Here is a 23,198-nt window from a genome sequence, read left to right on the forward strand (position 1 = left end):
GGTGGTCTCGCGGTCGGCGAGTTCGCGCAGTTCGGCGCTCTCCCGCTCGGCGAGTTCGCGCTGTTCGGCGCTCTCGCGTTCGGCGAGGGCCCGCAGCTCGGTCGCGGTCTGCTCGGCCTGCTCGTGGGCGGCCTGGGCGGCGGCCAGCTGCTCGGCGGTCTCCTCGCGTTCGCGGTGCAGCCCGGCGGCGGCCTCCTCGTGCTCACGCCGGCTCTCCTCGCGCAGCGCGTTCGCGGCGGCCTCGGCCTCGCTGCGGGTACGGGCGGCCTCGGCGTCGGCCTCGGTGCGGACGCGCTCGGCGTCGGCCACCGCGGCGTCCCGGACGGCGTTCGCCTCGGCCTGCGCATCGGTGCCGAGGGCGGTCGCGGCGGCGTTCGCCTCGGCCCGGACCCGCTGGTCGAACTCGGTCGCGTCCCGGCGGAGTTCGGCGGTCTCGCGCTCGGCGGCGGCGCGGTTCTCGGCGGCCGCGGCCTTGGCGGCGGCGAGGGCGTCCTGGCCCTGCTGCTCGGCGGCGGTGGTGGTCTTCTCGGCCTCGCTACGGGCCCGGGCGAGGGTCTGCTCGGCCCGGCCCTGGGTCTCGGCGGCCTGTTCCTGGGCCTGCGCGCGCAGCCGCTCGATCTCCCCGGCGGCGCCCGCGCGCAGCTCGTCGGCGTCGGCCTTGGCCCTGGTGAGCAGTTCCTCGGCGTTCTTCGCCGACTCCTCGATCTGCACGACGGCCTGGCGGCGGGCCTCGCCGCGCACCCGGTCGGCCTCGGCGGCGGCCTGGGCGCGCAGCTCCTCGGCCTCGGCCCGCAGCCGGGCCGCCTCGTCCTGCATCTGCTCGATCCGCTCGCGGATCGCGGCGGCGTCGTCGAGGGCGGCGTTCTGGGCCTGCTCGACGGCGGCCTGGGCCTGCTCGCGCAGGCGCTGCGCCTCGGCGGCGGCCTCGGTGCGGATCCGCTCGGCCTCGGTGGCGGCCTCGGTGCGGGCGGTCTCGGCGTCCTGGTTGGCCTGGCCGAGCATCTCCTCGGCGGTCTTGGCGGCCTTGGCGAGCTGGACGGTGGCGTCCTTGGCGCCGGTCGCCCGGCCCTCCTCCTCGGCCGCGTGGCGCAGCCGCTGGGCCTCGGCCTCGGCGTGGGCGCGCAGTTCGGCGACGTCCCGGTCGGCCTGGGCGCGCAGTTCGGCGATCGCGGCCTCGGCCTCGGCGCGCAGCTCGCCGGCCACCGATTCGGCGGTGGCCCGCAGCCGTTCGCTCTCCTCGGCGGCGGCGGCCTTGGCGGCCTCCGCCTCGGCCTGCCTGGTGGTGGCCTCGGCGCGGATCGCCTCGGCCTCCTTGGTGGCGTGGGCGACCATCCGGGCGACCTCGGCACGGGCGGTCTGCGAGCGCTGCTCGTTGGCGGCCTCGCCGTCGGCGGCCTTGCGTTCGGCGGCGGCCTCGGCGTCGGCCTGGAGCTGTTCGGCGGCCTGTTCGGCCTGGGCCCGCAGCTCGGCGGACTCGCGGCGGGTGCGTTCGGCCTCGGCGATCGCCTCGGCACGCAGCCGCTCTATCTCGGCCTGGGCGTGGGCGAGCTGCTGCTCGGCCCGGATCTGCTCGGCGGAGGCCTGCTCCTTGAGCCGGCCGATCTCGCCCTTCGCGATGGCGAGCTGCTGCTCGGCGGCGGCGTGCGCGGCGGCCAGCTGCTGCTGGGCCTCGCCGCGGGCGGCGTCCACGTCGGCGGCGGCCTGGGCGCCGGCCTGCTGGGCGTGCTCGGAGGCGGCGCGCAGCAGGCGCTCGGCGTCGCTCTGGGCCCGCTGGATGGCGGCCTCGGCGGCGGCCTGGGCCTCGCCGCGGGCGGCGTCGACGTCGGCGGCGGTCTGGGCGCGGGCCTGGTCGGAGAGCGCGACGGCCTCCGCGCGGGCGGCGGCGACCATGCGCTCGGCCTCGACGCGGGCGTCCTGGAGCAGGCGCTGGGCCTCCTGCTCGGAGCCGGTCCTGGTCTGCTCGGCCCAGCCGTTGACGTGCTGCTCGGCGGTGCGGCGCAGCTCGGTGAGCTCGTCCTCCAGCTGGCGGCGGCGGGCGGTGAGCTCGGCCTCCAGTCGGGCGGTGCGCTCGGCGGCCTCGGCCATGATCCGCTGGGTGGCGGCCTGGGAGTCGCGCAGCTGGCGCTCGGCGTCGGCGCGCAGCTGCTGGGCCTGCATCTCGGCAGTGCGGAGCATCTGCTCGGCCTGGCCGGAGACGGCGTCGAAGGCGCGCGGTTGGGCGAGCATGCGGCGGGATTCGTGCAGCTTGGCCCGGAGCACCTCCACCTGGTAGGCGAGGTCCTCGGCATGCTCGGCTGCCTTGTCCCGCTCCTTTCGAGTCCGACCCATCTCGGCCTCGAACTGGGAGAGGTGATCGTCAACCTCGTAGCGGTCGTTGCCCCGCACTCCGCGGTCCCATCCATCTCCTGGTCGCGTCCTCGACCCGGCCGGTCCAGGGCACCCGTTGTCCGGGTACTGGTCCGACTGGCTCCTTGCATCCGCAGCCGGTGGACGGCCCGCCGGTCAAGCCGGGGCCGCCCGCCGCGGTCGTCGGAGCCCTGGGCGTGGAAGCGCGGTGATGCCGCGTTCCCCCGTCCGGGTGGACTCCTGGGCGAACTCTTGCCTTGTGGAGAATGGTGACAGATCAGTGTTGCGACTGTTCAGCCGTGCCCGCGTTGTGGACTCCCCTGCGACGGGCCGGCCACCGCTGGGTGGACGGGCCTGTCATCGGCCGTGCCCGTCGCCTCCGTCCCCCGGAGCCTTCGCGCACCTGGGCATTGTAGTGGGAGCGCACTGCGGGGGAATGGCCGCGTGGTGGTTTTCCGGCTGTCGGACGAGGTTACTGACGGGTCATGACCGGTGATTTGGGGGTGCCGCCCGGTCGTGGGCGGCACCTGGCGGGGGTCAGTGGGCGTCGTGGGGGCCCGGTTCGGCGGAGGTGACCAGCTCGGTCAGGACGCCGCCGCAGTCCTTGGGGTGCAGGAAGGTGATCCGCGAACCCATCGAGCCGATCCGGGGCTGGTCGTAGAGGACCCGCACGCCCTTGGCCCGGACGGCCTCGGCGTCGCCGTCCACGTCGGCGGTGCCGAAGGCGATGTGGTGCACGCCCTCGCCGTTCTTCTCCAGCCACTTGGCGACGGTCGAGTCGGGCCGGGTGGGCTCCAGCAGCTGGAGGTAGGAGGCGCCGCCGTCGCCGGTGTCGTTGATCTTGAGCATGGCCTCGCGGACGCCCTGCTCCTCGTTGACCTCGGTGTGGAACACCTCGAAGCCGTAGGTGGCGCGGTAGAACTCGACCGTCTTGTCGAGGTCGCGGCAGGCGATGCCGATGTGGTCGATACGGGTCAGCACGGCGACCTCCGGGGGCGGGTTGGGTACCTCGGGAACCAGGTGGCACCAGTGCAGCGCATCGCTGCTGACCGGCGCCAGCGCCGGACGTGCGAGTCTGCTCACACGCCGGGGGTTGCCCCGGGCCGCACGCCGGGGGCTCACCCGGGGCGGGCGCCGGGGTTCACCCGGGCCGCGTTGACACGGTGTTGACTGGAAGGTGCCAGTGCGCTCGATCACACCGTCGCTCCGGTGACGGGCGGGTAACAGGTCAGTACATTGAGCGCATCCTCACCTGGCCACGACGTGCGAAGGGGCTCGTCCCATGACCAACACCACCTCTGTGATCGTTGCCGGTGCGCGGACCCCGATGGGTCGCCTGCTCGGTTCCCTCAAGGGCTTCTCCGGTGCCGACCTCGGCGGCTTCGCGATCAAGGCCGCGCTGGAGCGGGCCGGCATCACGGGTGAGCAGGTCCAGTACGTGATCATGGGCCAGGTGCTGCAGGCCGGCGCCGGCCAGATCCCGGCCCGCCAGGCCGCCGTCCGGGCCGGCATCCCGATGAGCGTCCCGGCGCTCACCATCAACAAGGTCTGCCTCTCCGGCCTGGACGCCATCGCGCTGGCCGACCAGCTGATCCGGGCCGGCGAGTTCGACGTCGTGGTGGCCGGCGGCCAGGAGTCGATGACCAACGCCCCGCACCTGCTGCCGAAGTCCCGCGAGGGCTACAAGTACGGCGCGATCGGGATGCTCGACTCGATGGCCCACGACGGCCTCACCGACGCCTACGAGAACATCCCGATGGGCGAGTCCACCGAGAAGCACAACACCCGCCTGGGCATCGCCCGCGAGGTGCAGGACGAGATCGCCGCGGCCTCCCACCAGCGGGCCGCCAAGGCGCAGGCCGACGGCGTCTTCGACGCCGAGATCACCCCGGTCGCGATCCCGCAGCGCAAGGGCGAGCCGGTGCTGTTCGGCCAGGACGAGGGCATCCGCGCGGACACCACCGTCGAGGGCCTGGCCAAGCTGCGTCCGGCGTTCGCCAAGGACGGCACGATCACGGCCGGCACCTCCTCGCAGATCTCCGACGGTGCCGCCGCGGTGGTCGTGATGAGCAAGGCCAAGGCCGAGGAGCTGGGCCTGAGCTGGATCGCCGAGATCGGCGCGCACGGCAACGTGGCGGGTCCGGACAACTCGCTGCAGTCGCAGCCGTCCAACGCGATCAGGCACGCGCTGGCCAAGGAGGGCCTGGAGGTCTCCGACCTCGACCTGATCGAGATCAACGAGGCGTTCGCGGCCGTCGCCCACCAGTCGACCAAGGACCTGGGCGTCTCCTCGGACATCGTCAACGTCAACGGCGGCGCGATCGCGCTCGGCCACCCGATCGGGATGTCCGGCGCCCGCGTGGTGCTGCACCTGGCGCTGGAGCTCCAGCGGCGCGGCGGCGGGGTCGGCGCGGCCGCGCTGTGCGGCGGCGGCGGCCAGGGCGACGCCCTGATCGTGCGCGTCCCCAAGGACGCCAGCCCGAAGGCCTGATCAGCTGACATGCCTTCGGGGCTGCGGACCGCCACGAGCGGCGCCGCAGCCCCGAAGGCATCCGCGCTAGGAGCTCCCGATGATCGATGTCGCCACGCTGGTCGAACAGGCCCGGGCGGGCCGGCCGCGGGCGGTCGCCCGGCTGATCACGCTGGTCGAGAACGCCGCCCCGCAACTGCGCGAGGCGATGGCCGCGCTCGCGCCGTACACCGGGCAGGCCTACACGGTGGGCCTGACCGGCTCGCCCGGGGTCGGCAAGTCCACCTCCACCTCGGCGCTGGTCTCCGCCTACCGGCGGCTCGGCAAGCGGGTCGGGGTGCTGGCCGTCGACCCGTCCTCGCCGTTCTCCGGCGGCGCGCTGCTCGGCGACCGGGTCCGGATGCAGGACCACGCCACCGACCCCGAGGTGTTCATCCGCTCGATGGCCACCCGCGGCCACCTCGGCGGGCTGTCCTGGACGGCCCCGCAGGCCCTGCGGGTGCTGGACGCGGCCGGCTGCGACGTGATCCTGGTCGAGACCGTCGGGGTGGGCCAGTCCGAGGTGGAGATCGCCGCCCAGGCCGACACCACCGTGGTGCTGCTCGCCCCCGGCATGGGCGACGGCATCCAGGCCGCCAAGGCCGGGATCCTGGAGATCGGCGACGTCTTCGTGGTCAACAAGGCCGACCGGGACGGCGCCGACGCCACCGCGCGCGAGCTCAACCACATGCTCGGCCTCGGCGAGGCCCGCGGGGCGGGGGACTGGCGCCCGCCGATCGTCAAGACCGTCGCCGCCCGCGGCGAGGGCGTCGACGAGCTGGTCGAGGCGCTGGAGAAGCACCGCGCCTGGCTGGAGGAGCACGGCGAACTGGCGGCGCGCCGCCGCCGCCGGGCCTCCGACGAGATCGAGGCGATCGCGCTGGCCGAACTGCGCACCCGGATCGGCGACCTGCGCGGGGACCGCCACCTGGCCGGCCTGGCCGAGCGGGTGGTGGCGGGCGAACTGGACCCGTACGGCGCGGCCGACGAACTCGTGGCCGGCCTCACCCGGGCCTGAGGACGGCGCAGGGCCGGCCCCCGGTGGGGCCGGCCCTGGTGTGCTGGGGGGCGGCGGTGCGTCAGGCGCGGCCGCGGAGGCCGCGCAGGTGTTCGGCGACCGGGGCGAGGGCCTCGTACATGGCGTCGAGCTGCTCCTGGGTGAAGCGGTCGATGAAGTGGGCCCGGACGCTGCGCACGTGGTCGGGGGCGACCCGCTGCATGGTGTCCCAGCCGTGCTCGGTGAGGTGGGCGTAGAGGCCGCGGCGGTCGCCGGGACACTCCTGGCGCAGCACCAGGCCGGCGTTCTCCATCCGGGTGATCTGGTGCGAGAGCCGGCTCTTGGACTGGAGGGTGGCGGTGGCGAGGTCGGTCATCCGCATCCGGCGGTCGGGGGCCTCGGAGAGCACGACCAGGATCTCGTAGTCGTTGATCGCCAGGTTGTGCGGCTGGAGTTCGCGGCTGAGCTGGTACTCCAGCAGCTTGGCGACCTCCAGATGGGCGCGCCACATCCGCTGCTCCCTGGCGGTCAGCCAGGGAGTCTCCTCCTCGGGCTGCGACGGAGGGGTGTCCGCAGTGTTGATCGTGTGCGTATCCATGGGCTCAGCATACCATATTTAGTTCAATATTGTACAAGTTCACAGGCCGAAACGTCGCCCCAGATCGCCCAGATTGCCGAGGCCCGGCACGTTGAGGTTGCCCCCGCCGTGGCCCGACGCCGCCGGCTGGGACGGCACCCCGCCCACCGGCACGCCCGCCTCGGCGTCCACCTGGCCCACCGACCGCTCGGCCATCAGCTTCTCGCTGGACTGCAGCAGCACCTGGCCGGCGCCGATGAACTCGAACTGGTGCTCCTCGCCGGAGGCCCCGCCCAGCCCGGTCAGCCGCCGGATGCCGCCGATCAGCCCGTGCATGTAGTCGTGGTCGTAGTGGTGGCACGGCGCCGGGCAGTCCGCCCAGCCGACCAGCGCCTGCGGGTCCACCCGGATCGGCGGCTCGACGAAGTGCACCGGCCCGTTGGAGGCGGCGACGAACTTCCCGGTGCCGATCAGGGTCAGGAAGCCCGGGATGATCGACTGCTTGAGCCGCAGCGACGGGTCGAAGGCCAGCAGGTTGCCCGAGCGGACGGTCAGGTTGCCGTCGTCCAGGTCGTAGGAGTTGAGGTCGAAGGCCCGGTCGGCCAGCAGCAGCTTGCCGCGGCCCTGGGCGACGACCCAGTCCGCCGCGTGCATCGGCGAGTTGAAGTGCTGGCCGATCACCCGGTCCAGCATGCCGGCGCCGACGCCCTTGAAGGTGATGTCGCCGTAGTAGGCGACCATCTTGCCCTTCTGCAGGAAGTACGAGCCGTTCAGGTCGACCGAGTAGGCGTACGGGTTGACGTTGTCGTTCACCGGCAGGCTGTACGCGTCGTGCACCACCGGGCCGGAGCCGCCGTGCGCGTTCGGCAGCGGGGCCTGCGGGCCGCCGAACTGCTCCTGGGCGTAGGCCTGTTGGGGCTGCTGCGGGGGAGGCGGCGGCGGGTAGCCGCCCTGCTGGGGGTAGCCCTGCGCGGGCGGGTGGCCCTGGCCGGGCGGCGGCGCGTAGCCCGGCGGGGGAGGGGCGGCGAAGCCGGGCTGGGTCGGCTGGTCGTACGGCGACTGCCCGTACGGCGGCTGCGGCGGGTAGGACATCAGAGCTTCTCCTCGCTCGCCTGGACGTACACCGCGCCCTGTCCGGACAGCTCCAGCTGGAAGGCCTCGCCGGAGCCGCGGCCGATCATGTCGCGCCAGCCCAGCGCCGTGGACAGCTTGTTCTGCACCTGGCCGCGGTGCGCCACGTACGCCTGCGGGTCGACGTGCACCGGCTGGCCCGGGACGATCGGCAGCTCGAAGACGCCGCCGTGCGCCATCACCGCGACCGAGCCCTTGCCGTCCAGCTGGGTGGTGAACAGGCCCTGGCCGGTGACCTGGCCGCGGACCATGCCCATCACCCCGCCCTGCGAGCCCATGAACATGGTGGACTGGCGCAGCGTGCCCTCGAAGGCCAGCAGCCGGTCCGCCTCGACGTACAGGGTGTCGCCGGCCAGGTCGATCACGTGCACGTGGTGGCCGCCGTGGCCGAACATCACCCGGCCCTGGCCCTCGACGGTCATCAGCGGGGTGTCCTCGTTGGCCACCCGGCGGCCGATCATCGACATCACGCCGCCCTGCCCGCCGGTGATGTTCGGCGTGAAGCGGACGTCCCCGGTGTACGCGAGCATCGCGCCGCGCTGGCTGAACAGCCGCTGCCCGGGCAGCACCACGGCCTCGACCATCTTGCCGTTGATCTTCGTGAAGCCCATCAGACGTCGCCCCCGATGGTGACCTTCTCCGACGGCTGCACGTACACCAGGCCCTCTCCGGTGAACTCCACCTGGACGGCCTCGCCGCCGCCCTCGCCGATCACCGTGGTCCAGCCCGCGCCCGACTTCAGGCTGCGGTGCAGGCTGCCGGTGTGCGCCACGTAGGCGCCCGGGTCCACCCGCAGCGGCTGGCCCTGGCCGACCCGCAGGATGATCGCGGGCCCGTTCGAGGTGACGGCGGCCCAGCCGTGGCCCTCCACCTTGGTGGTGAAGAGGCCGTTGCCGGAGGACACGCCGTTGAGTCCGGTGAAGGTGGTGCCGGTGCGCAGCGAGCCCTCCGTGCAGAGCAGGTTGTCCGCCTCGACGAACAGCGTCTCGCCGTTCAGCCGGACCAGGTTGATCTCGGTGGCCTTGTCGGCGAAGTAGCAGGTGCCCTGGCCCTTCACCTCCATGACGGTCATCTGCTCGCCGGTGAGCCGGCGGGCGACCATGCCGCGCAGGCCGTCCCCGCCGCCGGTCAGCTTCTTGAAGCTCATCTGGCCGGTGTAGGCGACCATCGAGCCGTGTCTGGCCTTGACGGCCTCGCCGGCCAACTCGACGGCGAGTACCCGGGATCCCTGGAGTCTGAACTGTGCCACGGCCGCAATCTAGCGGGCGCGGCCGGTGCAGGGGGAGGGGCGGGGGCGGAACTGGTACCGGTCTGCGACAAACGCGCCGGTCACGCCCGCGCGTGCGCCCCCCGAGCGGCGTGCGGGACGGCGCCGGCCGCCTCCTCGACCTCCAGCAGCGAGGCCGAGTGGCGCTCCGCCTCGAAGGCCACCACACCGCCGCGCAGCCCGAACAGCCGCTTGGACAGCATGATCCAGAGCACCGCGGCGATGTTCAGCACCAGCGTGCCGATCTTCACGGCGCTGACGTGCTCGCTCAGCTCGTAGCCCTCCAGCGGCAGGAAGGCGGCGGTGGCCACGACGGTGAGGTACTCGGCCCAGCGCCTGCCCAGCCAGAGGCCGACCGCCTCGACGATCTCGATCAGCGCGTAGGCCACCAGCGCGCCCGCGACGATCAGCAGGGTGCTCTTCCTGTAGTCGAAGGTCTTGCGGATGGTGTCGACGATCGGGGAGTGTTCGAGGTCCCAGTGGAAGTGGTCGGTGACCGGCCGGAAGACCGACAGGTTCTCGTCGAACACCCGGTGCACGGCGTCCTGGCTGTTGGAGAACTTCCAGACGGCCCAGGCCACGCTGATGATCAGCAGGCCGCGCAGCACCCGCTCGACGGCGAGGAAGCGCAGGATGAAGAGGTCCCGCAGGGCCTTGCCGCGCGGCACCAGCGGGGCGTCCTGCGCCGGGCCGGAGCCGTGCGGGGCGCCGAGCGCGAAGTCGCCGCAGCGCAGGCAGCGCCAGGCGTCGCCGAGGGCGGTCGCGGCGTGCAGCCGGGCGGCCAGCTCGGGCTCGGTCGGTGCGTAGGTGGTGTGGCCGCGCTTGGCGCAGGTCCTTCGGTCCCAGTCCCGCTTGAACATGTGGTCGCTACCCCCGGTCGTCCGATGTCTACGGCGCCCGGTGCGTCGGGCGCGGGCAGCAGGATAGGGGCAGCGGGTGACGGGCCGGCGCGACCCGCCGGGTTCTGGCGCACAGCTGTGACACGGACACGACGGCCGTGGGGTCGGACGCGACGGCCGTGGCGCCGGGGCCGGACACGGCGGCTGTGACGTCGGGCACGGTGCCCACCCCGGCCGGGGCTTCGGACAGGTGCTCGGTGATAATGGCCGGAAGGCTTGTGAGTCGCTTCACAAGCAGGTCCGCCGCCGACCCCCGTATTGAGGTACCCATCGTGAACAGCAGCGCCGTCCACCGCCTGCGCCTGGTCTCCGGCCCCGAAGGGGTCTCGTTCATCCTGCTGCTGATCTGCTCCGTGCTGAAGCGGACCACGTCCTTCGACGGCGTCCCGATGATGGGCATGGTCCACGGGATCCTGTTCATCCTGTACGTCGTCTTCTGGATCCAGGCCTGGCAGGCGCAGAAGTGGGACGCCAAGCGCGGCGTGCTGCTGTTCGTCCTCTCGGTGCTGCCCACCGGCGGCTTCTTCGCCGAGCGGATGCTCGCCAAGGAGGAGCGCGGCGAGCTGAAGCCGGCCACCGCGTAGGGACGCACCCCCACTGCGCGACGGTCGACAGGCTGCCGCGGCCTCCTCTCCCAAAGGGCCGCGGCAGCCTGTCGCCGTTTCTTACCGGGGGTGGCTGGGGGTGGCTAGTTGACGTTGACGCCGCTCCACGCGGCCGCCACGGTCTTGTACTCGGTGCTGGTGGCGCCGTACAGGTCGGTCGCGGCCTTCAGGGTCGCCGTGCGGGCGGCCTTGTAGTTGGTGGTGGAGGTCATGTAGACGGTCAGCGCGCGGTACCAGATCGCGGCCGCCTTGGTCCGGCCGATGCCGGTGACCGTCGAGCCGTTGGAGGTCGGGCTGTTGTAGCTGACCCCGTTGACCACCTTGGCGCCGCTGCCCTCGGACAGCAGGTAGAAGAAGTGGTTGGCGATGCCCGAGGAGTAGTGGACGTCGAGGTTGCCGACGCCCGAGTACCAGGAGTCCGCGGAGCTGCCGTCCTTGGAGGGCTTGTCCATGTAGCGCAGCGGCTTGCCGTTGCCGAAGATGTTGAGCTTCTCGCCGATCAGGTAGTCCGGCGGGTCCGCGGGCAGGTTGGCCGACCACTCGACCATGGTGCCGAAGATGTCGGAGGTGGCCTCGTTGAGGCCGCCGGACTCGCCGGAGTAGTTGAGGTTCGCCGTGGCGGAGGTGACGCCGTGGGTCATCTCGTGGCCGGAGACGTCGATCGCGGTCAGCGGGTTGGTGTTGCCGGAGCCGTCCCCGTACGTCATGCAGAAGCAGGAGTCGTCCCAGAACGCGTTGACGTAGTTGGAGCCGTAGTGGACGCGGCTGGCGGCGCCGACGCCGTTGTTCTTGATGCCGTTGCGGCCGAAGGTGTTCTTGTAGTAGTCCCAGGTGGCCGCGGCGCCGTACTGGGCGTCCACGGCGGCGGACTCGCGGTTGGAGGCCAGGCCGTTGCCCCAGGAGTTGCTGGTCTTGGCGAACAGCGTGCCGTTGCCCGAGGTGGCGCCCTTGAGGTCGGTGGTGGACTGGCCGCCGCGGGTGGCGTCCTTCAGCGAGTAGGTCGAGCCGCTCTGGGTGGTGGTCAGCGTGACGGTGCCGACGTTGACGCCCTTGCCGGTGCCGGTCGCGGTCTGCACCTGCTCGCGGGTGGACAGCACCTGGCCGGTGGCGGCGTCGGTGACGACCTGCTGGCTGCTCGGGGTGCCGTCGGCCCGCTCGCCGCGGACCACCGTGCGGTGGGCCAGCCGCGGCGCGCCGTCGGCCGCCCACACCACCAGCTCGGCCGCGCCCGCGCCGTCGACCCGGCTGAGCGCCGCCTCGTCCTCGTCGGCGGCCGTTCCGACGGTCGCCCGCACCGCGGCGGTGGCCCGCTCGGCCGCCTGCCCGGCGGCGAGGCCCGGGGCCAGGCTCGGCAGCGACAGGCTGCCGTCGAAGGCCCGGTCGACCGAGTCCACCGAGCCGTCGGCGCGCTGGTGGACGACCAGGTCGCCGCCGAGCACCGGCAGGCCGGCGTAGGTCCGCTCGTAGCGCAGGTGGCGTTCGCCGTTGGCGTCCGCGACGACGTCCTTGACCACCAGCCGCTCCTGGCCGCCGAGGGCCAGGGCCTGGGCGACCGGGCTGCTCTGCCCGGCGGCCACCGCGAGCAGCGCCGCGCGCTGCTGCTCCGGCGACGGGGCGGCGGCCTGGGCGGCGGGGACGATGGCGATCTGGATCACGCCGGCGAGCAGGGCGGTGGCGGAGAGTACGGCGCCGGCTGTCAGCTTTCGCTTCACGTGCGGGGGTTCCTTCCACGAAACCGCGTGTGCGCGCGGTTGCGCCGCGTACCGGGGCGCCGGGGTTGGCGCCGTTGGGGCGGTAGGGCGCGGACGTGCTGCTCCCGTGCGGTACCTGACGATCCGTCGATGGGTGGGGGTGACGGATGTCGGACGGGGCTTGGGCAGAAGCATGACAATCGATGGCAGGAAATGACAGACCACGGACAGGGATTGGCCGGGATCCGCCAGTATTGGTGCGGATGGTTCGGCTGCCGCCCAGTGCCCGCTACGGGCGGTTCGTCCGGCTGGCGGGACTTCGCCACCCGGGGAGCGGGGCGGGCGGGAAGGGCGGGGGAGGGCGTGGGCATGCAAGGGGGGTGTGCGGACGTCCGGGACCGCCTTCCGCGGAGGCCCCGGACGTCCTGTCACCGTGCGCGGTACGTCAGTTGACGTTGACGCCGCTCCACGCGGCCGCAACCGCCTTGTACTCGGCGCTGGTGGCGCCGTACAGGTCGGAGGCGGCCTTCAGGGTGCCGGTGCGGGCACTCGCGTAGTTGGTGGTGGAGGTGAAGTAGACGGTCAGCGCGCGGTACCAGATCTGCGCGGCCTTGTCCCGGCCGATGCCGGTGACGGCCGAGCCGTTGGAGGTCGGGCTGTTGTAGCTGAAGCCGTTGATGCTCTTCGCGCCGCTGCCCTCGGACAGCAGGTAGAAGAAGTGGTTGGCGATGCCCGAGGAGTAGTGGACGTCCAGGTTGCCGACGCCCGAGTACCAGGAGTCCGCCGATGCGCCGTCCTTGCTGGGCTTGTCCATGTAGCGCAGCGGGGAGCCGTCGCCGTTCAGGTTGATCAGCTCGCCGATCCAGTAGTTCGGCGGGTTGGAGGGCAGGTTGGCGTAGAACTCGACCATCGTGCCGAAGATGTCGGAGGTGGCCTCGTTGAGGCCGCCGGACTCGCCGGAGTAGTTGAGGTTCGCCGTGGCGGAGGTGACGCCGTGGCTCATCTCGTGGCCGGCCACGTCGATCTCGGTGAGCGGGTGGGTGTTGCCGCTGCCGTCGCCGTAGGACATGCAGAAGCAGGCGTCGCTCCAGAACGCGTTCACGTAGTTGGAGCCGTAGTGCACCCGGCTGGTCGCGCCGACGCCGTTGTTCTTGATGCCGTTGCGGCCGAAGGTGTTCTTGTAGAAGTCCCAGGTGGCGGCCGCGCCGTACTGGGCGTCCACGGCGGCGGACTCGCTGTTGGAGGCCAGGCCGTTGCCGAAGGCGTTGGTCGAGTTGGCGACCAGCGTGCCGGTGCCCGAGGTCTTGTTCTTCAGGTTGACGGTCGACTGGCCGCCGCGCGTGGCGTCCTTCAGCTGGTACGAGGTGCCGCTCTGGGTGGTGGTCAGCGGGACGCTGCCGACGAAGACGCCCTTGCCGGTGCCGGAGGCGGTCTGCACCTGCTCGTGGGTGGACAGCACCTGGCCGGTGGCGGCGTCGGTGACCAGCAGCTGGCTGCTGGGGGTGCCGTCGGCGCGCACGCCCTCGACGGTGGTCCGGTACGCCAGGCGCGGGTTGCCGTCGCTCGCCCAGACCACCAGCTCGGCCTTGCCGGTCTGGTGCACGGCCGCCAGCGGGGACTCGTCCTTGTCCGCGGCGACGCCGACGGTGGCCTGGACGGCGCCGGTGGCCTGCGCGGCGGCCTTGTCGGCCGGGATCTGCGGGGCCAGGCTCGACAGGCTCAGCTGTGCGGAGACCGCCTTGTCGACCGACTGCACCGCGCCGCGGGCGTTCTGGTGGACGACCAGGTCGCCGCCGAGCACGGGCAGTCCGGCGTAGGTGCGCTCGAAGCGCAGGTGCCGGGTGCCGTCCTGGTCCACCACGGCGTCCTTCGCCACCAGTTGCTCCTGGCCGCCGAGGGCGAGGGCCTTCGCCAGCGGGCCGGACTGGCCGCCCGCCAGGGCGAGCGCCGCCGCTTGCTGCTCGGCGGCCTGCGCCTGCGCCGCGGGGATCGGGCTGGCCTGGGCGGCGGTGCTCACCTGGACGACGCCGGTGAGCAGGGCGGTGGCGGAGAGTACGGCGACTGCTGCGAGCTTTCGCTTCACGGACGAGTCCTTCCGGGTAACCGCGTGTGGGCGGTCGCGCCTCGTCCCGGGGGCCGGGGTCGGCACCTGAGGGGCGGGACGGGCGCTGACGTGCGGACCCCGTGCGGTCGAGCGGCGAGCCACCGGTGGGTGGGGGTGGTGGCTACCGGACGGGGTTGGCGGAAAGCATGACAATCGAGCAAATCAAATGACAGGTCTTGCTCATGAATTGGCCAAGTCCCGCCAGCCGGAAGGATTGTGAACGGGCGGACAAAAGGTGCGAATCACCCTGCCTTTCAGCGGGTTACCATCCGAACCGAGGCCTGATAGTGCGGCTGCGGACCGATCGGCCGTCAACTCCGCTGCGCCCCGCCCCCGTTGCCGTGCATTCACACCGGTGCAATGTCCTGGTATGGACCTGGCCGCCCTTTTGGCGGGTTCCCGCCACGCGTCGCGCTTGTCCACCATCAGGACGGCTGGTAGCACCCGTCCCGTCCGCCGGTACGGTAAGGAGGTGCCCAAGCCCCTAGCCCTCGACTTCGACCCGATCGCCCGCGCCGACGAGCTCTGGACCCGCCGCTGGGGCGGGGTCCCCTCGATGGCGGCGATCACCTCGATCATGCGAGCCCACCAGATCCTGCTCTCCCGGGTCGACGCGGTGCTCAAGCCGTACGGGCTGACCTTCGCCCGGTACGAGGCGCTGGTGCTGCTGACCTTCAGCCGGACCGGCGAGCTCTCGCTGTCCAAGATCGGCGAGCGGCTCATGGTCCACCCGACCAGCGTCACCAACACCGTCGACCGGCTGGAGCGGGCCGGCCTGGTCGCCCGCCGCCCCAACCCGCTGGACGGCCGCGGCGTGCTCGCCGCGATCACCGGCCGCGGCCGCGAGACGGTCGAGGAGGCCACCCGGGAACTCATGGCGATGGAGTTCGGGCTGGAGGAGTACGACACCGAGCAGTGTCGGCAGGTGTTCGAACTGCTCAGGCCGCTGCGGATCGCCGCCGGCGACTTCACCGACGAACGCGACGAGGGGGCTGCGCCGGAGCGGCCGTGAGGACGGCTACCCTCGTGGGAGCGGTGCGCGGATCCGGGCGTACCGGTCGATCCCTGCCGAACGAGGCGATGAAGAGTATGAAGGCGACCCCCCTGCTGGGCTGGTACCGGGCCCTGGCCATTGCGACCGGTGTGGCCCTGCTGGTGTTCTGCGGCTTCATGGTCGCGAAGTACGGCTTCGGCGCGGCCGAGGACCTGACCACGTACGTCGCGATGCTGCACGGCTACCTGTACATCGGGTACTTCGTGGTGACCTTCCTGCTCGGGCAGAAGCTGAAGTGGCCGCTCGGCCGGATGATCCTGACCCTGGCCGCCGGCTGCATCCCGTTCGCCTCCTTCGTCTTCGAGCGCAAGGTGGTCCGCGAGGCCGCCGAGCGGCTCCCGGCCGGCGGCGACGCCCGCCAGCCCGCCGGCGTCTGATCCGACGCCCCGGCGAGTGCCCCTTCCCCCGCGGGGGAAGGGGCACTGCGCGTTTGCGGCCCCCGGCGTTTCGACCCCGGCATCCATCGACAGCTACTGGGACGTCCGAGTAAATTAGTAGGACGTCCTAATAGCTGTGCCGCCCCGGTGCCGTGGCGGCCGTACGGAGCGGAGTTCGGGGTCATGGACGCCGAGGAGATCGAGCGCGGACGGCAGCGCTGGCAGCAGCGGTACGACAGCGCCCGCAAGCGGGACGCGGACTTCACCACCCTGTCCGGCGACGAGGTCGAGCCGATGTACGGGCCCGCCCCCGGGCAGGCCGTCGAGGGCTTCGAGCGGATCGGCTGGCCGGGCGAGTACCCCTTCACCCGCGGGCTGCACCCGACCGGCTACCGGGGCCGCACCTGGACCATCCGCCAGTTCGCCGGCTTCGGCAACGCGCAGCAGACCAACGAGCGCTACCGGATGATCCTGGAGGCGGGCGGCGGCGGCCTCTCGGTCGCCTTCGACATGCCCACCCTGATGGGCTACGACTCCGACGACGCCAAGTCGCTCGGCGAGGTGGGCCACTGCGGCGTCGCCATCGACTCGGCCGCCGACATGGAGGTGCTGTTCAACGGCATCCCGCTCGGCGAGGTCACCACCTCGATGACGATCAGCGGCCCGGCCGTCCCGATCTTCTGCATGTACCTGGTCGCCGCCGAACGCCAGGGCGTCGACCCGGCGGTGCTCAACGGCACCCTGCAGACGGACATCTTCAAGGAGTACATCGCCCAGAAGGAGTGGCTCTTCGCCCCCGAGCCGCACCTGCGGCTGATCGGCGACCTGATGGCGTACTGCGCCCAGGGCATCCCCGCGTACAAGCCGCTGTCCGTCTCCGGCTACCACATCCGCGAGGCCGGGGCGACGGCCGCGCAGGAGCTCGCGTACACCCTCGCCGACGGCTTCGCCTACGTCGAGCTGGGCCTGTCCCGGGGCCTGGACGTGGACGTCTTCGCGCCCGGCCTGTCCTTCTTCTTCGACGCGCACCTGGACTTCTTCGAGGAGATCGCCAAGTTCCGCGCCGCGCGCCGGATCTGGGCCCGCTGGATGCGCGACCGCTTCGGCGCCAAGACCGACAAGGCGCAGTGGCTGCGCTTCCACACCCAGACCGCCGGCGTCTCGCTGACCGCGCAGCAGCCGTACAACAACGTGGTCCGCACCGCCGTGGAGGCGCTGTCCGCGGTGCTCGGCGGCACCAACTCGCTGCACACCAACGCCCTGGACGAGACCCTGGCGCTGCCCTCCGAGCAGGCCGCCGAGATCGCCCTGCGCACCCAGCAGGTGCTGATGGAGGAGACCGGCGTCGCCAACGTGGCCGACCCGCTGGGCGGTTCCTGGTACGTCGAGGCGCTCACCGACCGGATCGAGCAGCAGGCCGAGGCGATCTTCCAGCGGATCCTGGACAAGGGCCGCGAGGACCACGGGATCGGCCCGATCACCTCCGGCATCCTGCGCGGGATCGAGGAGGGCTGGTTCACCGGCGAGATCGCCGAGGCGGCCTTCCAGTACCAGCAGTCGGTGGAGAAGGGGGACAAGCGCGTGGTCGGCGTCAACTGCCACCCGCGCAGCGTCACCCCCGAACTGGAGATCCTGCGGGTCAGCCACGAGGTCGAACGCGAGCAGGTGCGGGTGCTGCGCGAGCGCAAGGAGGCCCGGGACGAGGCGGCGGTGCGGGCCGGGCTGGACGCCATGCTGGCGGCCGCGCGCTCGGGCGAGTCGATGATCCCGCCGATGCTGGACGCGGTGCGTGCCGAGGCGACCCTGGGCGAGATCTGCAACGCGCTGCGCGAGGAGTGGGGGACGTACCGGGAGAACGCGTCCTTCTAGGACGCGCCGGTGGGCCGCCCCGTACGGAGCTTCTTCGTGCGGGGCGGCTTCGCCATGCGCTCAGTCGCCCAGCAGGCTGGGGAAGGGGCCGAGCAGCAGGTTGGTGAAGCGGCGGGTCCAGTCGGCGGTGATCGGCTCGCCGCTGACCAGGACGCGGTGCTCGACCGTCCCGGCGATGGTGTCGAAGATGATGTCGATCTCCTCGCGGGCCGTCCGCGGGTCGGCGTCCGGGGCGAGTTCGCCGCGCACCTGGGCGGCCGCCCGGCCCTGCCGGACCAGGCGCTTCTGCGGGTCGACGATGGCCTCCCGGATCCGGCGGCGCAGGTGCGGGTCGCGGGTGCCCTCGGCGAACAGCGCGAGCAGCGCGGCCTGGGTCTCGGGGCGGGCCAGCAGGTCGGCGAACTGGGCGACCACCGCCTCGATGTCGGCCCGCAGGCTGCCGAGGTCGGGCATCACCAGGTCGTCGAAGAGGCTGGCGACGGCGTCCACCACGAGTTCGTTCTTGGACGGCCAGCGGCGGTAGAGGGTGGTCTTGGCGACCTTGGCGCGGGTCGCGACGTGGCCCATGGTCAGCCCGCCCCAGCCGAGTTCGGCGAGGGCCTCGCGGGTGGCGTCGAGGATGGCGCGGTCGGCGGCGGCACTGCGCGGGCGCCCCTTGGCCCTGGTCGTGGCACCCGCCGAGGGGGCGGGGCCGTCCGCGGTCTCCGGGCCCGTGACGTCCGGGTTCGCGGGGGGCTGGGGGGCCGGCAACCGGGCCTCCTTGCGCTCTACTGGTGAGTAACATGGGTGGGGCTGGTAACGGTAGCGGCTGTTCGCCCGTTCGGGCAGCCGGGCCGCCCCGGAAAGTGGGGCAGGTCACGTCGCGGAACCGCCGGTGGGGCTTGCGGCCGGGACCCCGGCTCCAGTTACGCTACGACTCGTAGCGAAAGCAGTGACAACCAGGCGCCGCACCCGTGGGACGGGGCGGCGCGGGCGCGGGTGGGGATCCGCGCCGAACGGTTCAGGCTACCGGGGGAGGGCCACCGCGCCCGGGAATCCGCGCCGCGCGGCCCGCGCGGGGCGACTTTCCCGAGGTTGGTTGCCCGCAGGCGGCGCGGACGGGGGAGGATGGTGCCATGCAGCCACGGAATTCGCGTCTCAACAGCTCCGCCCTGCGCGGTGCGGTCGACCTCGCCGCAGTGAAGGCAGCCGGCGAGGCTGCCCAGAAGGCCGAGCAGGCCCGGGTCGAGCGGGCCCGCCAGGCGGCCGCCGACGAAGCGGCCGGAGTCGCCCCCGAGCAGTCCGCCTACGCGCTCGTCATCGACGTCACCGAGGACACCTTCGAGTCCGAGGTCGTCCAGCGCTCCACCGAAGTGCCGGTCGTCATCGACTTCTGGGCCGAGTGGTGCGGCCCCTGCAAGCAGCTCAGCCCGATCCTGGAGGGCCTGGCCGAGGAGTACGCCGGCCGGTTCGTGCTCGCCAAGATCGACGTGGACGCCAACCCGCTGATCTCCCAGCAGTTCGGCATCCAGGGCATCCCGGCCGTGATGGCCGTGGTGGCCGGCCAGTTGGTGCCGCTGTTCCAGGGTGCCGAGAGCGCGGCCAACGTCCGCAAGGTGCTGGACCAGCTGATCCTGGTCGCCGAGCAGCGCTTCGGCGTGGTCGGCGGCGCCGGGGCTCCGGGCGAGGCGCCGGACGCCGCCCCGCAGCGGCCGGAGGACCCGGCCCTGGCCGCCGCGCACGACGCGCTGGACAGCGGCGACCTGGGCGGCGCCGTCCAGGCCTACCGCAACGTGCTGGCCGACCAGCCGGGCAACACCGAGGCCAGGCTGGGCCTCGCCCAGGCCGAACTGCTGCAGCGGATCGAGAGCGTGGACCCGCAGGCCGTCCGCGCCGCGGCCGCGGCCGACCCGAAGGACGTCGAGGCCCAGCTGCGGGCGGCCGACCTGGACCTGGTGGGCGGTCACGTCGAGGACGCCTTCGGCCGGCTGGTGGACACCGTCGGCCGGACCGCCGGTGAGGACCGGGACGCCGCCCGGCTGCGCCTGCTGGAGCTGTTCGAGGTGATCGGCACGGAGGACCCGCGGGTCACCGCGGCTCGCACCGCGCTGGCGCGCGTGCTGTTCTGACGCTGCCTCCGGTCCGGGCCCGGCTGGTCCCGGGCGGGCCTTGGCACGGCGGATGACCTGCGGTGTCGCCGGGTGATTTGGCGACAATCCGGTCAACCGGACAGAGGTTTACCAAATCTTGACAACACCCGTGGACAGTCACACTTGGTGACTGTCCGCGGGTGTTTCGTTCGTGTTTCCGGCGGATTTCTTCGTCACGTTTCCTTCAAGGCGTCACGCACGGTGCATGCCGCGCCGATTTCATGATCAACGCTGTCGGCTGTTGCATTACCCGTCAGTAAGGAACCTCTTGTGCTTCGCCCGGGATTCGAGCACGATCGGCGACGCCCGGTCCCTGACTCCACACCCTCCGATCCGGTCGGCCACGTGGAGCGCGGGATCCCCACCGGGTGATCCGCCGGCCCCGGTCGGCGGTAGGGAGGGCAGGGGGGTATCCGCGGTCCCACGGCGGTTCCTGTCCTTCGACCGGCCGCGCGGCCCTGCGCGGTCGCTGGTTGTCGCTCGGGGGTGATCGCCGATGTCGTCGGTCCTGCCCGCCGCCCCGCAAGGACGGCCGGTGGAGGGACGGGAGTGCCGCTGTGTGCCGGCCGCTCCCGCGTCCGACGACGCCCAAGGCGCTCTCCGCTACCGAGGACGTAGCTCTCTCCCATCCCAGTCCCCCACCGGCGCGGGCGCGCCGCCGGGGAGCCGGAGATGTACGTCCTAGAAGGAGGACTCGCATGTCCCAGACCTACGGCAAGACCCGCTGGAAGCGCTTCGCCCTGGTGATGGTGCCGAGCATCGCGGCCACCGCGATGGTCGGCGCCGCCATGGCCAACAACGCGCTGGCGGCTTCGTTCAGCGTCTCCGGCCAGAGCTTCAAGGTCACCACGCCGGAGCTGCACGGCAAGAACTTCGCCCAGTTCGGCTCGATCGACGCCGAGGTGAACGGCACTCCGCACCCGGTCGCCGTCTCGGCCTTCGACGAGGCCACCATCAAGGGCCTCTGCCAGTCGGTGGTGACCGACCCCAACGTCATCCCCGGCCTGCCGTGGAAGCTGCCCAAGATCGTCCTTCGCCTGGAGGCGGGCAACAGCGACGACGTCAAGAAGCAGGTCTACGCCAAGAACCTGCTGATCGACCTCGACCAGCTGAACGCGGACGCCGAGTTCACCAACATCAACATCGGCCAGGACGCCTCGACCCTCAAGGGAGAGGCCACCCAGGGCTGGAAGTCCAAGCTCGGCGGCCTGCCGTCCGGCGCGACCGGCTTCGCCCAGGCCGCCGACAAGGCCGACCTGTACAACGTGCAGCAGACCGCCTGGGCCACCTCGGCCGGCACCTTCAAGCTCCCCGGCCTGAAGCTCGCGCTGCACACCGACGGCACCGGCGAGTGCTACTAGGCCGTTGACGGGCGGCGGACCGGGCCCGGTCCGCCGCCCCGACGGCACCTGAGGGACCGGTGGCGGCGCGTGCGCCGTCGCCGGATCCCGTGTCTCGTCCATCCCTCGTTCACACCATCGAGGAGCTGCACCGTGTCCAGCGCCCTTGCCTCATTCCGGCCCGCCGAGCACGAGAACCCCGTCCAGTGGCTGCGCCGGGTGTTCCGTACCTTCCGTCGGACGCGGCCGTACTACGGCGGCCTGCTGGCCATGATCGCCGGCGTCCCGATCATGTACTTCCCGTACGCCAAGCTCTCGTTGGGCGGCATGACGGTGGCCATGGCCACCACGGCGGGCGCCGGATCGCTGATCATCGGCGTGCTGCTGATCGTGCTCGGGCTGACCGCGTGGTTCCAACCGACCGTGCGGGTCTTCGCGGGAGTCGCCACCACCCTGCTGACGCTGGTCTCGATCCCGGTCTCCAACCTGGCCGGGTTCGGCCTGGCGCTGCTGCCGGGTCTGATCGGCGGCGGCCTGATGGCGTCCTGGGCGCCGCTGCCGGAGCCGAAGGCGGCCGAGACCGCCGTCGCCGCGAGCGTCGCCACCGAGGCCCCTGCTCCTGAGGCCCTCGCCTCCGAAACCCCTGCCTCCGAGGCTGCTGTCGCCGAGACCGCGGTCGTCGCCGAGAGCGTCGCCACCGAGCCCGCGGCCGCCGAAGCGCCCACCGCGAAGCTGCCCGCACAGGCCGCGTCGAACGAGCAGGCCGTCGCCGTGGACCCGAAGGAGGCGCGGTGAGCGCGTCGGAGGACCAACCGCAGCGCGCCGGTCGACACGCAGCGCCGCGCACACCCGTCCGGGTCCGGCTGAGAGGTCGCGCGCTGGCGATGGCCGCGGTGCCGACGGCGCTGCTGATGGCCGCCGCGTACACCCCCAACCCGGCCGTCGCCGAGTCCACGGCGGGCAAGCCCTGCGGTACCGCGCCCGCCACCGTGCCGGACGTCGCGCCGCTGGAGACGCCCGTCCCCAAGAGCGAGCTGCCCGAGCCACCGCCCGGTCCGTCCACGGCGCCCTCGACGGTGCCTTCCACAGCGCCTTCGACGGGGCCCTCGACGGGGCCGAGCGCGATCCCCACCCAGACGCCGACCACCACGCCCACCCAGCAGCCCTCCGCGCCGGCCGGTACGCCGAGCGCCGACGCGACGCCGACCGGCGCCCCGACCGGCGCGGCCACCACCCCGGCGACCACTCCGCCGGCCGCCCGCTCCGCCGCCACCGGCGGTTCGGACACGGTCCACCGGGCCGGGCTGATCGACGACGTCCTGGGCGGCGTCAACCACCTGCTGGACCCGGGTGGTTCACCGAGCCCGACGCCGAGCGCCAAGTCGACCGGCACCCCCGCGCCGACCACCACCCAGGCCCCCGCGCCGACCACCACCCAGGCCCCCGCGCCGGCCGCCCCGGCCCCGCGCGCCGGGACGCCGGCCCAGCCGCAGGCCCCGACGGCCGGGGCCCCGGCCGACGCGCAGCCCGGCACCCCGCCGCCCGCCGCCGGCAGCGGCGGCGAGCAGACCCCGGCGGGCGACCAGGCCTCGCCCGCCGCGACGGCCCCCGCCGCCGGTGGCCCGGCCGGCGCCACCACGGGGAAGCCGAGCGGCAAGGCGAGCCCGAAGACGGCCCCCGCCACCCCGTCCGGGGCCGCCACCGACACCCCGTCGTCCTCGCCGAGCGCCAACCCCGACTGCGCGGTGGACGCCAGCGGCCTGACCGCCGGCGCGCCCGCCACCGGGGACGTCGTCCCGCAGCAGAACTGGACGCTGGCGACCAGCCGGCTGGCGCTGCACGGCGCGGCCTTCCACGGCGTCTACGACGTGCGGACCCCGACCGGCACCAAGCGGGTGCTGAAGTTCGTGGTGGACACCGTCGACATCGACAACCTCGACATGTCGACGTTGCAGGGCAACGGCAAGACCTTCCACGTGAAGGGCGCCCCCGGCTCGACCTCGACCATGCGCAAGGGCCCGGTCACGATGTACGTGGAGCGGTTGTCCGGCCACCTCTCCAAGGTGCTCGGCCTGCCGATCCCGATCGACCTGGGCGAGATCACGCTCACCCCGGACACCCTGCCGCGCTGGCTGTACGACCTGATCGGCTCGATCCCGATCCCGCTGGACCTGGAGCTGACCGGGGTCACCGCCAAGCAGGCCGGCCAGTTCGGCGGCACGCTGACCATCCCCGGCATGCGCCTGTTCAACGACGACGCGCCGTACAGCGACAAGTAGACGCGCCGTACGGCGACGAGTAGG

General features: G+C 72.6%; 19 protein-coding genes and 1 pseudogene. 10 read left to right on the plus strand and 10 right to left on the minus strand.

Annotated elements, in window-relative coordinates; genetic code table 11:
* Both ACFWPI_RS13455 and mce read right to left on the minus strand, forming a co-directional pair.
* Positions 1–2,328 (minus strand): annotated as a pseudogene (locus tag ACFWPI_RS13455) (hypothetical protein); the annotation flags it as partial.
* Positions 2,329–2,883: 555 nt separating this feature from the next.
* Entirely contained in the window at positions 2,884–3,327 is a 444-nt protein-coding gene (gene mce / locus ACFWPI_RS13460) for a methylmalonyl-CoA epimerase (RefSeq protein WP_063347782.1), read from the minus strand.
* Positions 3,328–3,628: 301 nt separating this feature from the next.
* Between mce and ACFWPI_RS13465 the strand changes: the two genes are divergently transcribed.
* Positions 3,629–4,837, plus strand: coding sequence for an acetyl-CoA C-acetyltransferase (locus ACFWPI_RS13465; protein WP_063347781.1), 1,209 nt, complete (start codon positions 3,629–3,631; stop codon positions 4,835–4,837).
* A 79-nt stretch (positions 4,838–4,916) separates the two neighbouring features.
* Positions 4,917–5,873, plus strand: a complete 957-nt coding sequence (meaB, locus tag ACFWPI_RS13470) for a methylmalonyl Co-A mutase-associated GTPase MeaB (protein WP_063347780.1) — start codon at positions 4,917–4,919, stop codon at positions 5,871–5,873.
* 61 nt (positions 5,874–5,934) lie between these two features.
* Here meaB and ACFWPI_RS13475 read toward each other — a convergent pair whose 3' ends face one another.
* The 5 genes from ACFWPI_RS13475 to ACFWPI_RS13495 form a co-directional block, all read right to left on the minus strand.
* Positions 5,935–6,450, minus strand: coding sequence for a MarR family winged helix-turn-helix transcriptional regulator (locus tag ACFWPI_RS13475; protein WP_079135623.1), 516 nt, complete (start codon positions 6,448–6,450; stop codon positions 5,935–5,937).
* Between the two features lie 39 nt (positions 6,451–6,489).
* Complete coding sequence (locus ACFWPI_RS13480) at positions 6,490–7,299, minus strand: AIM24 family protein (protein WP_063351133.1); 810 nt, start codon at positions 7,297–7,299, stop codon at positions 6,490–6,492.
* 221 nt (positions 7,300–7,520) lie between these two features.
* Positions 7,521–8,171 carry an AIM24 family protein gene (locus ACFWPI_RS13485; RefSeq protein ID WP_063347778.1) on the minus strand — a complete coding sequence of 217 codons (651 nt, stop codon included), beginning with the start codon at positions 8,169–8,171 and terminating at the stop codon, positions 7,521–7,523.
* A complete protein-coding gene (locus ACFWPI_RS13490; protein ID WP_380379167.1) occupies positions 8,171–8,809 on the minus strand; it encodes an AIM24 family protein in 639 nt (212 codons plus the stop codon). The genes ACFWPI_RS13485 and ACFWPI_RS13490 overlap by 1 nt, the downstream gene beginning before the upstream one ends.
* A gap of 80 nt (positions 8,810–8,889) precedes the next feature.
* Positions 8,890–9,687: a DUF2127 domain-containing protein gene (locus tag ACFWPI_RS13495; protein WP_380379168.1), complete on the minus strand. Its 798-nt coding sequence runs from the start codon at positions 9,685–9,687 to the stop codon at positions 8,890–8,892.
* A gap of 311 nt (positions 9,688–9,998) precedes the next feature.
* Here ACFWPI_RS13495 and ACFWPI_RS13500 point away from each other — a divergent pair, with 311 nt between their 5' ends.
* Entirely contained in the window at positions 9,999–10,310 is a 312-nt protein-coding gene (locus ACFWPI_RS13500; RefSeq protein WP_380379170.1) for a DUF3817 domain-containing protein, read from the plus strand.
* A gap of 104 nt (positions 10,311–10,414) precedes the next feature.
* Here ACFWPI_RS13500 and ACFWPI_RS13505 read toward each other — a convergent pair whose 3' ends face one another.
* Complete coding sequence (locus tag ACFWPI_RS13505; protein ID WP_380379172.1) at positions 10,415–12,043, minus strand: M4 family metallopeptidase; 1,629 nt, start codon at positions 12,041–12,043, stop codon at positions 10,415–10,417.
* A gap of 424 nt (positions 12,044–12,467) precedes the next feature.
* Positions 12,468–14,105: a M4 family metallopeptidase gene (locus tag ACFWPI_RS13510; RefSeq protein WP_380379173.1), complete on the minus strand. Its 1,638-nt coding sequence runs from the start codon at positions 14,103–14,105 to the stop codon at positions 12,468–12,470.
* A gap of 493 nt (positions 14,106–14,598) precedes the next feature.
* On the opposite strand from ACFWPI_RS13510, the gene ACFWPI_RS13515 reads away from it, so the two are divergent.
* The 3 genes from ACFWPI_RS13515 to ACFWPI_RS13525 all read left to right on the plus strand — a co-directional run bounded on the left by ACFWPI_RS13515 (position 14,599) and on the right by ACFWPI_RS13525 (position 17,426).
* Entirely contained in the window at positions 14,599–15,138 is a 540-nt protein-coding gene (locus ACFWPI_RS13515) for a MarR family winged helix-turn-helix transcriptional regulator (protein WP_380379174.1), read from the plus strand.
* A 77-nt stretch (positions 15,139–15,215) separates the two neighbouring features.
* Positions 15,216–15,557: a DUF3817 domain-containing protein gene (locus ACFWPI_RS13520; protein WP_380379176.1), complete on the plus strand. Its 342-nt coding sequence runs from the start codon at positions 15,216–15,218 to the stop codon at positions 15,555–15,557.
* 183 nt (positions 15,558–15,740) lie between these two features.
* The gene (locus tag ACFWPI_RS13525) at positions 15,741–17,426 is read left to right on the plus strand and encodes a methylmalonyl-CoA mutase (RefSeq protein ID WP_063347770.1); all 1,686 of its coding nucleotides are present in this window, start codon (positions 15,741–15,743) and stop codon (positions 17,424–17,426) included.
* 60 nt (positions 17,427–17,486) lie between these two features.
* Here ACFWPI_RS13525 and ACFWPI_RS13530 read toward each other — a convergent pair whose 3' ends face one another.
* On the minus strand, positions 17,487–18,047 hold the full coding sequence (locus ACFWPI_RS13530; protein WP_380379183.1) for a TetR/AcrR family transcriptional regulator: 561 nt from the start codon (positions 18,045–18,047) through the stop codon (positions 17,487–17,489).
* 494 nt (positions 18,048–18,541) lie between these two features.
* Between ACFWPI_RS13530 and ACFWPI_RS13535 the strand changes: the two genes are divergently transcribed.
* From ACFWPI_RS13535 to ACFWPI_RS13550, 4 genes are all read left to right on the plus strand, one after another.
* Complete coding sequence (locus tag ACFWPI_RS13535) at positions 18,542–19,534, plus strand: tetratricopeptide repeat protein (RefSeq protein WP_380379178.1); 993 nt, start codon at positions 18,542–18,544, stop codon at positions 19,532–19,534.
* A gap of 719 nt (positions 19,535–20,253) precedes the next feature.
* Complete coding sequence (locus ACFWPI_RS13540) at positions 20,254–20,916, plus strand: DUF6230 family protein (RefSeq protein WP_063347768.1); 663 nt, start codon at positions 20,254–20,256, stop codon at positions 20,914–20,916.
* Positions 20,917–21,048: 132 nt separating this feature from the next.
* Complete coding sequence (locus tag ACFWPI_RS13545; protein WP_380379181.1) at positions 21,049–21,690, plus strand: DUF6114 domain-containing protein; 642 nt, start codon at positions 21,049–21,051, stop codon at positions 21,688–21,690.
* Complete coding sequence (locus ACFWPI_RS13550) at positions 21,687–23,174, plus strand: hypothetical protein (RefSeq protein WP_380424794.1); 1,488 nt, start codon at positions 21,687–21,689, stop codon at positions 23,172–23,174. The genes ACFWPI_RS13545 and ACFWPI_RS13550 overlap by 4 nt, the downstream gene beginning before the upstream one ends.
* Positions 23,175–23,198: the final 24 nt, after the last annotated feature.

The sequence above is a fragment of the Kitasatospora sp. NPDC058492 genome, assembly GCF_042720685.1.
Taxonomy (GTDB): Bacteria; Actinomycetota; Actinomycetes; order Streptomycetales; family Streptomycetaceae; genus Kitasatospora.

Coding starts and splice junctions, on each gene's coding strand:
- ACFWPI_RS13495 (WP_380379168.1), bottom strand. CDS start 9,687: ATGTTCAAGCGGGACTGGGACCGAAGGACCTGCGCCAAGCGCGGCCAC.
- ACFWPI_RS13535 (WP_380379178.1), top strand. CDS start 18,542: ATGCAGCCACGGAATTCGCGTCTCAACAGCTCCGCCCTGCGCGGTGCG.
- meaB (WP_063347780.1), top strand. CDS start 4,917: ATGATCGATGTCGCCACGCTGGTCGAACAGGCCCGGGCGGGCCGGCCG.
- ACFWPI_RS13485 (WP_063347778.1), bottom strand. CDS start 8,171: ATGGGCTTCACGAAGATCAACGGCAAGATGGTCGAGGCCGTGGTGCTG.
- ACFWPI_RS13525 (WP_063347770.1), top strand. CDS start 15,741: ATGGACGCCGAGGAGATCGAGCGCGGACGGCAGCGCTGGCAGCAGCGG.
- ACFWPI_RS13540 (WP_063347768.1), top strand. CDS start 20,254: ATGTCCCAGACCTACGGCAAGACCCGCTGGAAGCGCTTCGCCCTGGTG.
- ACFWPI_RS13465 (WP_063347781.1), top strand. CDS start 3,629: ATGACCAACACCACCTCTGTGATCGTTGCCGGTGCGCGGACCCCGATG.
- ACFWPI_RS13520 (WP_380379176.1), top strand. CDS start 15,216: ATGAAGGCGACCCCCCTGCTGGGCTGGTACCGGGCCCTGGCCATTGCG.
- ACFWPI_RS13475 (WP_079135623.1), bottom strand. CDS start 6,450: ATGGATACGCACACGATCAACACTGCGGACACCCCTCCGTCGCAGCCC.